We start from the raw sequence: 13126 nt of genomic DNA on the forward strand, positions 1-13126 counted from the left end.
TCCGGCTGAGTATGGAGTGGCGCGCGCAGATATTCCAGATGAAAAATCAGGCGTTAATGGAATGGCCTGCAAGCAGGTTAATCCCGCCACAGGGCCGGAGTAATCAGTGCGATGATGGCAAGGGTTTCCAACCGGCCAATAACCATTGCAGCGCAAAGCGTCAGCTTGGCCCCGGCAGACAGGTCAACCAGTCTAATAGGTACGTCCGTGGCCAGTTCGATCAGCGGTCCGGTCGTGCTTAGAGTGGCGACACTCAAAACCATCGCCTGTTCGAAACCCACGCCTGTCGCGGCCAGCAACACATCGAACAGACCAAGGGTCAGCGCGAACATCATCAGGAAGATCCAGGCAATAAAGGCACCATCGCTTTGAATACGGCGGTTGCCTCCGCCCTCGCCGCTGACAGATGAGGGGTAGATCAGCCGGTCGATCTCGCGCTTGCCATTCAGATAGAGGGCATAGACCCTCAGCAACTTGACCCCGCCGGCGGTAGTAGCGACGCCGCCGCCGATCAGTGCGAGCCCCATCAGGACCAATCCGGGAGTACCCAAACCCGACAGTTGCTGGGCGTCATTCCAGTTGGCGCTTTCGAACCCGGCCGTAGTCAGAAACGACATTACAGTGAACACCATGCCCCAGATGACATGCAGCGCCTGAATGAGTTCGATCTGTAGGCCTAGTTCTGCAACGCCGGCCAGGACGCGGAAGAACAACAAAGCTGCGACCGCCATCACGATCAAAACACCGATACGAAATTCGGGATCCTTGTCCAGCCGTGCGTACCCCGTTGTTGCCGTGTCCGCCGAAAACGTGAGGCGGGACAAAGCGAAAAACAGAAACAAGAATACAATTGCCTCGCCTGTGATGCCTGCAGTCGACCCCTCAAGCCCACCCACAGGCGAGATTCCCGACGTCGCCATGACGGACATGGCATGACAAATTGCGGTCAGCCCCTGTTCGCCTGCGATCAGCAACAGGATCCACATCACCACGGTCAACCCGGTGTAGACCGGTGCCAGAGCGCGTGTCACTCGGATCAGATGCCCGCGCGGGTCCATCTTTTCGCTCTGCGCGACACCCGATACCGGGCGGCCCGGCTGGCCACGTGCCGTGACTTCGAACCCTCCCAGTGACAATGGCGCAAGAATCGCCGCCGCGGCGATCCACATCAGCAAACCGCCCAGCCAACCCACAAGGGCCCGCCACAAATGCAGCGGTGCGGTCAGACGCGCAGGATCAGGGAACAGGTCAGCCCCTGTTGTTGTAACCGCGCTGACCATATCAAAATACGCATTTAAAAAGCTGGTATTGCCCAGGGCCTCATGTAACGGGATCGCCAGAAACAAAGGCAGGATCGTAAACGAAGACAACATCACCGCCAGCTGACCCAATGTCCCCCGACGAGGCTTCCGATTCATCAGAGCCAGAGAGATGAGCGTGACGACAAAAATGCCCAGAAGGCCGGAGTAGAAAAACGACCGTGACGTATCATGGTCATCCAGGGCCAGCGCATAAACGGCGGGAATCCACATCGCCAACGACGCGACACCCCAGATCAGCAAAAGCAGCGGCAATCGCCGAAAAAACCCGATCTGCTGCTGACCCTTCGCCCGTAACATCAGAAGAAATCAATGGAGACCTGCATCAGGCGTTCCACCTCGGGCACGTCTTTAGCCAGCGCAAAAATGGCGACCACGTCTTTTTCATCAATCCGCAGACTGCCCGTGGGACGCACGACATCGTCGCCTTTTCGCACAGCACCAACCAGGACACCTTCCGGGAAATCGATGTCGCGCAGTTTCTGTCCGGCCATGGGCGAGGTCGAAAGAACCTCTGCTTCGATCACCTCGGCTTCTGCATCTCCGATGGAATAGACCTGCCTTACGCGGCCATGGCGAATGTGTCGCAGGATCGAACTGACCGTTGTGGCGCGCGGGTTGATATAAGCGTCGATCCCAAGGGGACCCATCAGCGCCACCATGCTCGGGTCGTTGATCAGAGCGATGGCCAGAGCGCAGCCCTCACTTTTGGCACGAACGGCTGCCAGCATATTGGTCCGGTCGTCATCGGTGACGGCCAGCATCGCATCGGCGCGGTCAATCCCGGCCTCGCTCAGCAACGCGGTGTCCAGCCCATCCCCGTTCAAAACAATTGTACGTTCCAGCGTTTCGGCGGCGATTTCGGCGCATTTCCGGTCCCGCTCGATGATCTTGGCGCGCACCCGGCTTTCACGTTCTTCCAGCGTCCGAGCGACCTCGAGCCCGACATTGCCGCCGCCGACAATCACGACGCGGTCCTGCTTTTTCTGAGCCTTGCCAAAGACTTCCATCGTGCGGTCGACATCTTTGACATTGGTAAAGACATAGCATTCGTCCCCGACAAACAGCTGGTCTTCGGATTCCGGGGCAAACAGGGATCCCTCGCGCCGCACACCCACCACGATCGAGCTGAGCGTCGAAAACAGATCGGTCAACTGCCGCAGCGGCGTGTTTACAATCGGGCAGTCCTCATCAACGCGAATGCCCAACAACTGCGCCCTGCCATCCATGAAAATCTCGGTGTCAAATGCCGACGGGGCCGACAGACGGCGCATTGCGGCCGCTGCGACCTCACGCTCGGGGCTGATCACGACATCGATAGGCAAATGATCCCGGCGGTAAAGGTCCGAATGGATCGCCTCAAGGTAAGATTTCGACCGAAGACGCGCAATCTTGCGCTGGATCGAGAATACGGAATGCGCCATCTGACAGGTGACCATATTCACCTCGTCCGAATGAGTGGCCGCAATGATCATATCTGCGTCGCGCGCCCCTGCCCGATCCAGCACATCCGGGTAGCTTGCAAAGCCCGCGATCCCCTGCACATCCAGCGTTTCGGTTGCGCGACGGACCAGGTCGGGATTGTTGTCGACCACCGTCACATCATTCAGTTCGCTCGACAGGTGCCGCGCAATCTGCCAGCCGACCTGACCGGCGCCGCAAATGATGACCTTCATGTTTCTGGCCCTTCTGCCTGAAATCATTGAATGACAGATGCCCCCAAAGCGGTCAATTGAATTGTCATGATCGGGTGGTTGAGGCAAGATAACAGTATGAAAACAGTACCTGCTTTCCTGATTTCCGTCCTCGTTCTGTCCGCTTGCGGTCCTCTGTCGCTGTATTATCGAGAAGGCGAAAGCGTCTCGCGCCTGCAGACTGAGACGACAGAATGTCAGGTAAAGGCGCTTAAGGACGCGCCGGTAGCCAACCAAATCCGACAGAGCCCGCCCGTCTACTGGCCCGGACGCACCTATTGCGATGGAAAGGGAAATTGCTACCGCTCGCCAGGCTGGTGGGAACCCGGGCGTGTTTACACAGTGGATGTAAACCAGGGGTTGCGCAACACGGTCGAGGCTCAGTGCATGGCTCAGAAAGGGTTTCGGCCGGTCAGCCTTCCGCCTTGCAAAAACAGCGTGAAGTCACGGGTCACACCTGCGCGCACAACGGTCCTGCCGCCGCTGAACCCGTCATCCTGTTTCGTGAAATTCGACGACGGTTCGTTCCAGATCATTACACCGGGGCAAACGGGCTAGCCCCGGCGGATCATTCCGCCGGTTCAGGCTCGTCAAGCTGCGCCACCCGCGCACCCGATTTGTTCGAAGTGACCACGCCCAGCGACTTCAGCTTGCGGTGCAACGCGCTGCGCTCCATTCCGACGAAGCTGGCGGTGCGGCTGATATTGCCGCCGAAACGGTTGATCTGGGTCAGCAGATACTCCCGCTCAAACGCTTCACGGGCTTCGCGCAGTGGCAGGGTCGCCAAGACACCGGACAGGACAACACGACCGGTTTCGTCAGATTTTTCTTCCTCGTTGGGCAGTTCGCGCGCTTCAATCGGCCCCGTTCCATCGCCGAGGATCAGCACTCGCTCGATCAAATTCTTTAGCTGCCGCACATTGCCGGGCCAGGTCATGGTCTGAAGCAGGGCAACCGCCTCGTCGGACAGTTCTCGTATCGGTAAGCCTTGGGTTTCATTGCACATTTCGATGAAGTGCTGCGCCAATACCGGGATATCCTCGCGCCGTTCCTCCAGCGAAGGCACCGTAATCGGAACAACGTTCAGACGGTGATACAGTTCTTCACGGAACCGGTCCGCCGCGATTTCCTCTTCGAGATCGCGGTTGGTCGAAGAGATGACGCGCAGATCGACCCGTACCTTGTCGGTGCCTCCGACACGCTGGAACTGCTGGTCCACCAGAACACGCAGGATCTTGGATTGAGTGCCCAAGGGCATGTCGGCGACTTCATCGAAATAGATCACTCCGCCATGCGCCTCTTCCAGCAGGCCGGATTCGACACCGCGCTCAGAAGATTCGCGCCCAAACAGAACTTCTTCCATACGTTCCGGCTCGACCCCTGCGCAGTTCACTGTGACAAACGGGGCGTTGGCCCGGTTGGAATGGGCGTGGATATACCGGGCCGCGATTTCCTTGCCCGACCCGGCCGGCCCGCTGAGCATCACGCGGCCGTTTGACTTGGTGACCTTGTCCAATTGACCTTGCATCGCGCGGAAGGAAGCCGACTTGCCGATCATGTCCGAACAACTGACTTCTTTCCTCTTCAGCGAGGCATTCTCGCGACGCAATCGCGAGGTTTCCATTGCGCGGCGGATCACGACCATCAGTTGATCAATATTGAAGGGCTTCTCGATGAAATCATACGCGCCCTGCTTGATCGCAGCGACCGCAATTTCGATATTCCCGTGGCCTGAGATAATCACCACCGGTACATCCGGATTGTCACGTTTCACCGCCTTCAGGATGTCGATCCCGTCCATGCGGCTGTCTTTCAGCCAGATATCCAGAATCAGCAGCCCTGGTGGCTCGGAATTGATTGCCGACATACACTCGTCCGAGTTGCCGGCAAGCCTGGTGGAATAGCCTTCGTCCTCGAGAATATCGGACACAAGCTCGCGAATATCGCGTTCGTCATCTACGATCAGAATGTCGCTCATCTTTGGCCTGCTTTCAGTTTGTTGGTTTTAATCGCCTGCTTTTGTGGCGCGACGGAAGAGGCCCCTTCGGCCCCGGGCAAACGGATCACAGCCATCGCGCCGAAATGGTCTTGTCCGTCGAAAACGGGCGCGTCTTCCAATGTCAGCGCTCCGCCGTGTTCTTCGATAATCTTCTTGACGATCGGCAGTCCCAGACCAGTGCCCTCGTCACGTGTGGTTACATAAGGTTCAAACAGCCGCGCCCGGTCTTCGGGCAAGCCGATGCCATTGTCGGCAATCGTGATGACTGTCCCGGCGTCATCGGGCGCCATTGCCACTTTGATCTGCGGTTTGAGGTTTTCTGGCGCGCCCTTTTCTTTCAGCGTGCCTATAGCTTCACCCGCGTTCTTGATCAGGTTGGTCAGCGCCTGATTCAGCATCGTTGCGTCCACATCCGCGAATACAGGCTGGTCGGGCAGGTCGGCATCAATGTCCACATCGGGCTGCCCCGACTGTTGCAACAACACAGCCTCGCGCACCAGTTCGACAAGGTTCTCTTCGTGGCGATCCGGTTCCGGCATACGCGCAAATTTCGAGAACTCGTCCACGATGCGCCGCAAATCGTTGGTCTGGCGCACGATGACATCCGTCATCGATTCCAAGGTGTCGCAATCTTCCTCGTCCAGCTTGCGGGAGAATTTGCGCTTGATCCGTTCGGCGCTCAATTGGATCGGGGTCAGAGGGTTCTTGATTTCATGCGCGATGCGGCGTGCCACGTCGCCCCAGGCCGCCATCCTTTGGGCGCTGACCAGATCGGTCACATCGTCAAATGCAACCACGTACCCTTCAAGCCCGCCATCCTCACCCCGGCGCGTCGCCATGCGGACCAGAAGATTTTCTAGCTGCCCCTTGCGCGTGACCTTGACCTCGCCCTGCACGGCCTCCTGCCCGCTTTCCTTGAGGTTCTCGAACAAAGGCAGGAACTCAGGCACAGCGATACCAATCGCCAGGTGTTGCTCGCCGCTGTACCAATCCAACAATCGCTCGGCCGAGCGATTCACAAAGGTCACGCAGCCATCCGGGTCGACACCCACAACACCGGAAGTCACCGAACTCAGCACCGAGTCAAACAGACGCCGACGCCGTTCGATGTGGCGCGTGTTCTCCAGCAGAGTGTCGCGTTGCCCTTTCAGCTGGCGCGTCATTTGGTTGAAATACCGACCGAGCATGGCGATTTCATCATCGCTGGCCTCTTCTATCACCTGCACGCTCAGATCACCGGCTCCGACGCGCTGCGCCGCCGTGGTCAACCGTCCGACCGGGCGCGACAGGCGTTCCGCGAACCACATACCCAGCGACATCGCCGCCAGAATGAGGATCACTGCGAATGCCAAGTACAGCAGGCCAAATTCGAACAGAACCCTTCCCCGTTCACTTTCAAGCTGCCGGTAGAACTGGGCCGTTTCCTTGGTGTCGTCCAACAGCGTCAGTAGTTGGCCGTCTACCTCACGGCTGACATATAAATATCGGTCAGCAAAGGCCTGCAATGGCACCAGCGCGCGAAACTCGCTGTTGTCCCAGTCGGCAATAATCGCCATGCCCTGATCATTGGCCTCAATTATCTGCTCTGGCGTGGGTTTTTCGTAGTTGAACAAGTAAGACCGATCACCGCGGGATCTGATCTCTCCACTTCCGTCAATGACATAAGCCTCGCGCAGGCCGCGCTGAATTTGTCCCTGCCCTTGCGCGAGGACCTCGCGCAGCTCGGCATCACTGATATAGAAATCCAGCGCCCGCGCATTATCCAGATACCGTGCCAATACGGTGGCGTCCTGCGTCAGACCTTGCCGGTGTTCCTGCTCGTAAGCTTCAGCAGCGGTCAGGGACGACCCGACAACCTGTCGCACGCGGTCCGAGAACCACCCTTCGAGGCCGATATTCACAGTGAGTCCGGCAAAGATCGCGACGGTGACCGTTGGCACCAGCGCAAGCAGCGTGAATGCGCCGATCAGGCGCAAGTGCAGCCTAGATCCTGCGGATTTCGCCCGCCGCGCAGCGATCAGGCTGCCCAGCTGCCCCAGCACCAACGCAGCGACAACGAGAACGTAAACGAGATCTGCAAGGAGAATCAGCCGAAGTGTCGGGGCCGTCGCGCCAAGATCAAATGGACCGATAACCAGATAGGTCGCAAGCGCCAGCACCGGACCCAACATGACCAGACCCAAGGTGCTGAAATTGCGGAATCTCCGGGACTTGCGCCACCGGTTGATCGATAGGATCGGCCCGTTCTGTGCCCGGGTTGCCACCGTCTGCCCTCATTCTGATGTGTCGCCTGCGCGACTTACCGCCATATGTCGTGGTCGTTGGCCGGAACGAACCCGGATGCCACGTTTTGTGTGGCGATATTACATCAGTTTGCGGCGACGTGTCACCTGAATATCGAGATCCGTAATTTTTTTACGCAGCGTATTTCGGTTAATCCCCAATAAATCAGCACATTTTGCCTGATTTCCACCGGTTGCATCCAAAGCGATTTCGATCAGCGGCGCTTCGACTTCGCGCAAAATCCGCTGATACAGGCCCGGCGGCGGCAGAATATTCCCGTGCAAATCAAAATACCGTCGCAGATGTCGCCCGACCGAGGCCGACAGTTTTTCGCGTTCTCCGTCTCCCAGAACCGGTTCGGCTTCGGGCTGACTGCCCAAAACCGTTTCTACTTCGGTCCGGGAAATCTCGTCGGCCCGGCTGGTCAGGCTGAGACGGCGAATGGCGTTTTCAAGTTGGCGCACGTTGCCGGGCCAGGAATACCGTCGCACCAGTTCAACCGCATCCGGGCTGAGCCAGCGCTTCGTTCCCGTTTCACGCTCCTCCCGGGCCAGAAAATGATCGGCCAAAAGGGTGATGTCGTCCACGCGCTCCCGCAGTGCCGGAACGTGGATCGTCGCGCCGCACAAACGATAATACAGGTCCTGGCGCACACGGCCGGATTCCATCGCACCGGTCAGGTCCGACTGACTGGTGGCCATGAAGCGCGGCACATGGTCGCCCGGCGTGTCCATCATCCGAACGATCCGGGCCTGAACTTCATCTTCAATGTCGGTAATCTCGTCAATCAACAACGTCCCGCCACGTACCCGGGCCATCACCCGCGCGGGGCCTTCCAGATCGCTCAGTTCGGTCGCCGTTACGGTCACGAATGGTAATGTGCGACGGTCCGAGAAATCGTGAATAGCGCGCCCTATCAGCGACTTACCGGTTCCGCTTTCACCGGAAATCATGACCGACAGATCCGTATTCATCACGCGCGCAACCAGCCTGTATAGCGACTGCATCAAAGGCGTCCGCCCCACCAACGGCAACTCGTCCGGTCGCTCCTCTGTCGTGTCGGCGGGTTCCGGCAGCGCGCGCTGTTTGGCCTCCAATGCGCGCGCAGTGCGTTTCATCAGGTCCGGCAAGTCAAAAGGCTTCGGCAAATAGTCATATGCGTCTGCCTCGGCCGCTTGAATTGCCGTCATGATCGTGTTCTGGGCCGAGATCACGATCACCGGCAGTCCGGGCCGGTCCTGGGCTATTTTCGGCAGCATCTCCAGCCCGTTGCCATCGGGCATGACAACGTCCGAAATCACGACATCGCCCTTGCCCTCGCCCACCCAGCGCATCAGCGTGGTCAGCGACGAGGTCGCATGCACCTTGCATCCCGCCCGCGTCAGGGCCTGAGTCAAAACCGTTCGGATTGTGCGATCGTCATCGGCGACCAGAACTGTGCCATCCATCAGAGGCTCTCCTTGCGCTGCTCTTCACTGTGCGCCCGTCGCAGGGACAGGCGAAATACGGTGCGTCCGGGTACGGAGTCGGCTGAAATCCAGCCGTCGTGGTCCGACACGATCTTGCTGACCAGTGCCAGCCCGAGGCCAGTGCCGTTGTCTTTACCCGAAACGAAGGGATCGAAAATGTCGCTGCGGATTTTCTCGGGCAGACCGGGACCATCGTCGATGATCTCGATCTGCAGGGGCAGCGAATGGCCCGTGCCGTCGCTGCGGCGTAGGCGGAAAGAATGTTCGAAATAAGTACGCAGACGAATGGTTCCGCCTTTGGGATCAGCGGCTTCCGAGGCGTTCTTGAGCAGGTTCAGCACCACTTGCAAAAACTGATCGGGATCACCATAAGCCAAGGGCAGTGAGGGGTCGTAGTCCTCAATAATGGTCATATGCGCCCCAAAACCCAGCAGCGCCGACCGGCGCGCGCGATCCAAAACATCATGGATATTGACCGGCTTGAAATCAGGTTTTGACAGGTTTCCGAATTGCTCGACCTGCTCCAGCAATTTCACGATACGTCGAGTCTCGGCAACGATTAGGTCTGTAAGTTCAAGATCTTGCTGCGGAATATTCATGCTGAGAAGCTGCGCGGCACCCGTGATGCCGGCCAGCGGATTCTTGATCTCATGCGCCAGCATTTCGGCCATTCCGATCGCGGATTGGGCCGCTGATTTGACTGTGTTGCCAAGTGTCATTCGACCCGCCAGTTCACGCGGCGAGATGGTCATGATCATCGAGCCCGGATGCCCCATCAACGGCGCGATTTGCAGCGCGCATTGCAATGGCGCCCGGTTGCCCGACCCGACATCCACATCATTCACGAAAAGCGGAGTCCCGTATTGCCGGGCACGCACAAACGCCTCTTCCAGAGGAGCGTCGACGGCCAACAAATCCCAGACCGGGTTTCCCAGTACGGATTTGCGCGACGCGTTCAGAAACCCCTCACCTGACGAGTTGACATCAGCAACCCGGTCATCCGGGTCAATGATGAAGGCAGGAACCGGCAAAGAGGCCCAGATGGCTTGATCCGACGTCATGCGGCCTCCTCCGTCCTGACGATCAGAGCGTCGCCCAGCAAGCGCAACACTTCGTCCGGATCCCGTGAGGTCAAGACCGCCCGGCGCAGGGTCAAGGGTGTGCCTGCCTCATCCATATACCACCCCAGATGCTTTCGGGCGACGCGAAGGCCCAAATCCTGACCGTAAAAGCCCAGCATTGCCTGATAATGTGCCCGGACCATCGCAATCAGGTCCTTGCCTTCAGGAATTTCCGGCGCCTCCCCCCCGTAGAGATCGTGACAAATCTGGGCCAGCAGCCAAGGTTTGCCCTGCGCGCCGCGTCCTACCATAACACCGTCTGCGCCCGACCTTTCCAAAGCCTCTTTGGCGGCCGTCGTATCAACGATATCTCCGTTGGCGATCACGGGGATCGAAACGGCCTCTTTCACTGCCCTAATCGCCTGCCAGTCAGCGCGACCTTTGTAGAACTGACACCGCGTGCGTCCGTGAATCGTGACCATTTGAATGCCGGCATCCTGCGCACGCCGGGCCACATCCGGAGCGTTCAGCAGCGAGTCATCCCAGCCCAGCCGCGTTTTCAGCGTCACAGGCACGTCCACGGCGCCCACTACCGCCTCGATCAGCGTTAGTGCGTGGTCCGGTGTTTTCAGCAATGCGGATCCGGAATACCCATTCGTTACCTTTTTGGCGGGACACCCCATATTGATGTCGATCACCCGCGCACCCCGGTCGGCCACCTGACGGGCGGCTTCGGCCATCCAGTGCGCCTCTCGACCCGCCAGTTGCACGGCGGTGTTTTCAATATCCGCGGAAAGCTCGGCCCGCTCACGCACGCCGGGTTTCGCCTGCACCATCTCCTGACTGGCGACCATCTCGCTGACGACCATGCCTGCGCCGAACCGCATGACGAGATCGCGGAACGGTCGGTCAGTGATTCCAGCCATCGGCGCCAACAACACCGGAGGGGTCAGTTCCTTTTCAGCAAGACGCAGGGTCAACGTGCCTAATCCTTGAGCAATTGCAGATTTGATATCGAAAACGCAGCATATGAACAAGAAAACGGCGCCAAACAAGCCCGCAAAATCATCATATGCCTATTTTTTGGGCGAATTGACGCGGGTGATTGCCTCTGCATTCACCGCCCCCTAAACATTGCCCAAGACAGGAGACGCCACCCCATGACCACCGCCGCCATTATTGTCGCCGCAGGACGCGGATTGCGCGCCGGAGGCGGCACACCAAAACAATGGCGTGCTCTGGCTGGACGGCGAGTGGCCGACTGGACCATCGACCGGTTCCGCAAAAAGGTCGATCACATCGTTTTGGTGCTTGCCCCCGAGGATACGCCGGCGTGGAAAGAGTTCGGCAAGACGGATTTGATCCTGACTAAGGGCGGCGCAGATCGGGCTGGATCGGTTCGAAACGGGCTAAAGGCACTGGCCGGACATAATGTCGAGCGGGTTCTTATTCATGACGTGGCACGCCCCTGTGTCAGTGCCCGCGTCATTCGGGGCGTTCTGGAAGCCCTTGAAACCAGCCCTGCCGCAGCGCCGGGTTTGGCTATTACCGATGCTCTGTGGATCGGTGCAGATGCAAGTGTTTCAGGCACTCAAGACCGTAGCAACCTGTTCGCGGCACAAACTCCGCAGGGTTTTTTGTATGACGCCATCGTTTCTGCCCACGCGAGACATGCCGGAGTCGCAGCGGACGATGTCGAAGTCGCGCAGGCAGCCGGGATGGACGTTGCCATTGTGCCGGGCGACGCGGACAACATAAAAATCACCCGACCCGAGGACTTTGCCCGGGCTGAACGCATAATAGGAACGGATATGGATGTAAGGCTGGGCAACGGGTACGACGTGCATCGTTTTGGCGACGGGGATCGTGTGATCCTGTGCGGAGTAGAGGTTCCGCATGATCGCGGGCTACAGGGGCATTCGGATGCCGATGTAGGAATGCACGCGGTCACGGACGCGATCTACGGCGCACTGGCGCGTGGCGATATCGGCCAGCACTTCCCGCCATCCGATCCTCAGTGGAAGGGTGCAGCCAGCAAGATCTTTCTGCGGCACGCGGTCGAATTGGCGGGCCAGATGGGCTTTCGCATCTCGAACGTGGATTGCACGCTGGTTTGCGAATATCCCAAGATCGGGCCGTACGCCCAGGCGATGCAGGAAGAAATGTCCAAAATCATGGAGTTAGAAGCGGATCAAGTTTCGATCAAAGCGACCACATCCGAACGACTGGGCTTTACCGGCCGCGGTGAGGGGATTGCCTCGATTGCCACGGCCTGTCTGGTGAAAGCATGACGGCCGCGCGCCTGATCGGAACAGTTGGCGGCGTCGGTTATCTGCGCCCTGCCCCGGGTACCTGGGGGTCGCTGGCAGCTTTGCCAATGGCCTGGGTGCTGCATACGCTTGGCGGGTTTCCTTTGCTGGTGCTGGCAACGCTCGCGGCGTTTTTTGGCGGTTTGTGGGCCACCCGTGTCATGACCGAAGGACAGGATGACCACGACCCGTCGGAAATCGTGATCGACGAAGTAGCGGGGCAATTCATCGCCCTTTGGGCAATATCCTACCCTGCCTGGGCAAATGGGATCGAAATCACGGCGCTATGGCCCGGCTGGGTGGCGGGGTTTGTTCTGTTCCGCCTGTTCGACATCACCAAACCCGGGCCCGTCGGTTGGGCCGACCGGCGAGGTGATCCGATGGGTGTGATGCTGGACGACGTGATCGCCGGAGCATTCGCCGCCGTTGGCGTAGTGATCCTTGCAGGGATTGCCCATGGGGTTTTGGGCCTATGAATGTCGCTGATCTGCTGGAACGGGCCAAGGCAAGGAACCTGATGATCGTCACAGCCGAAAGCTGCACGGGCGGCATGGTTGCCGCCGCGCTGACCGATATTCCCGGCAGTTCAGCCGTGGTCGACCGGGGGTTCGTCACTTACTCGAACGAAGCCAAACAGCAGATGCTGGGCGTTGATGCCGAAACTCTGGCAACGCATGGAGCGGTGTCCGAGGAGGTTGCCTGTGAGATGGCCGAAGGGGCATTGCGCCAGTCTCAGGCGCAGCTGGCTGTTTCGATTACTGGCATTGCGGGCCCCGGCGGATCCGAGTTCAAGCCCGAAGGGCGCGTCTGCTTTGGGCTGGCGGCTATAGGTCAGCCGACACAGGTGGAAACCGTTGAATTCGGAGCATTGGGCCGCGACGACGTCCGACGCGCTGCCCGCGACCACGCGTTGACGCTGCTCTCTCAGGGCGTTTCGCGCTTTGCCTAAATTTGCGCCACTCGCCCCATGAAGGCGCAAAATTTGTCACCAG

At 58.9% G+C, this 13126-nt stretch carries 11 protein-coding genes; 4 read left to right on the forward strand and 7 right to left on the reverse strand.

The features are described from left to right. Positions 1-77 precede the first annotated feature (77 nt). Together AC2TDJ_RS05715 and trkA are read right to left on the reverse strand one after the other, a co-directional pair. Positions 78-1619 carry a TrkH family potassium uptake protein gene (locus AC2TDJ_RS05715; protein ID WP_480840051.1) on the reverse strand — a complete coding sequence of 514 codons (1542 nt, stop codon included), beginning with the start codon at positions 1617-1619 and terminating at the stop codon, positions 78-80. Next, complete coding sequence (trkA, locus tag AC2TDJ_RS05720) at positions 1619-2995, reverse strand: Trk system potassium transporter TrkA (RefSeq protein ID WP_480840053.1); 1377 nt, start codon at positions 2993-2995, stop codon at positions 1619-1621. Before trkA ends, AC2TDJ_RS05715 begins: the two co-directional genes overlap by 1 nt. 96 nt (positions 2996-3091) lie before the next feature. Between trkA and AC2TDJ_RS05725 the strand changes: the two genes are divergently transcribed. Then, the gene (locus AC2TDJ_RS05725) at positions 3092-3571 is read left to right on the forward strand and encodes a hypothetical protein (protein ID WP_480840055.1); all 480 of its coding nucleotides are present in this window, start codon (positions 3092-3094) and stop codon (positions 3569-3571) included. A gap of 10 nt (positions 3572-3581) precedes the next feature. Here AC2TDJ_RS05725 and ntrX read toward each other — a convergent pair whose 3' ends face one another. The 5 genes from ntrX to dusB form a co-directional block, all read right to left on the reverse strand. Then, a complete protein-coding gene (ntrX, locus tag AC2TDJ_RS05730) occupies positions 3582-4991 on the reverse strand; it encodes a nitrogen assimilation response regulator NtrX (protein WP_480840057.1) in 1410 nt (469 codons plus the stop codon). Continuing rightward, on the reverse strand, positions 4988-7183 hold the full coding sequence (locus tag AC2TDJ_RS05735; protein WP_480840246.1) for a sensor histidine kinase NtrY-like: 2196 nt from the start codon (positions 7181-7183) through the stop codon (positions 4988-4990). The genes ntrX and AC2TDJ_RS05735 overlap by 4 nt, the downstream gene beginning before the upstream one ends. A gap of 192 nt (positions 7184-7375) precedes the next feature. Next, positions 7376-8743 (reverse strand): response regulator, encoded by a 1368-nt coding sequence (locus AC2TDJ_RS05740; RefSeq protein ID WP_480840058.1) that lies wholly within the window; start codon positions 8741-8743, stop codon positions 7376-7378. Then, positions 8743-9825, reverse strand: a complete 1083-nt coding sequence (locus tag AC2TDJ_RS05745; protein ID WP_480840060.1) for a two-component system sensor histidine kinase NtrB — start codon at positions 9823-9825, stop codon at positions 8743-8745. The genes AC2TDJ_RS05740 and AC2TDJ_RS05745 overlap by 1 nt, the downstream gene beginning before the upstream one ends. Further along, entirely contained in the window at positions 9822-10751 is a 930-nt protein-coding gene (gene dusB / locus AC2TDJ_RS05750; RefSeq protein WP_480840248.1) for a tRNA dihydrouridine synthase DusB, read from the reverse strand. Before dusB ends, AC2TDJ_RS05745 begins: the two co-directional genes overlap by 4 nt. Before the next feature lie 234 nt (positions 10752-10985). Here dusB and AC2TDJ_RS05755 point away from each other — a divergent pair, with 234 nt between their 5' ends. From AC2TDJ_RS05755 to AC2TDJ_RS05765, 3 genes are read left to right on the forward strand one after another with little or no spacing between them, the layout of a single operon-like run. Continuing rightward, the gene (locus AC2TDJ_RS05755) at positions 10986-12116 is read left to right on the forward strand and encodes a bifunctional 2-C-methyl-D-erythritol 4-phosphate cytidylyltransferase/2-C-methyl-D-erythritol 2,4-cyclodiphosphate synthase (RefSeq protein ID WP_480840062.1); all 1131 of its coding nucleotides are present in this window, start codon (positions 10986-10988) and stop codon (positions 12114-12116) included. Then, positions 12113-12610, forward strand: a complete 498-nt coding sequence (locus tag AC2TDJ_RS05760) for a phosphatidylglycerophosphatase A family protein (RefSeq protein WP_480840064.1) — start codon at positions 12113-12115, stop codon at positions 12608-12610. Before AC2TDJ_RS05755 ends, AC2TDJ_RS05760 begins: the two co-directional genes overlap by 4 nt. Further along, the gene (locus AC2TDJ_RS05765; protein WP_480840066.1) at positions 12607-13083 is read left to right on the forward strand and encodes a CinA family protein; all 477 of its coding nucleotides are present in this window, start codon (positions 12607-12609) and stop codon (positions 13081-13083) included. The genes AC2TDJ_RS05760 and AC2TDJ_RS05765 overlap by 4 nt, the downstream gene beginning before the upstream one ends. Positions 13084-13126: the final 43 nt, after the last annotated feature.

The organism is Ruegeria sp. HKCCD6647-2, from assembly GCF_057221075.1.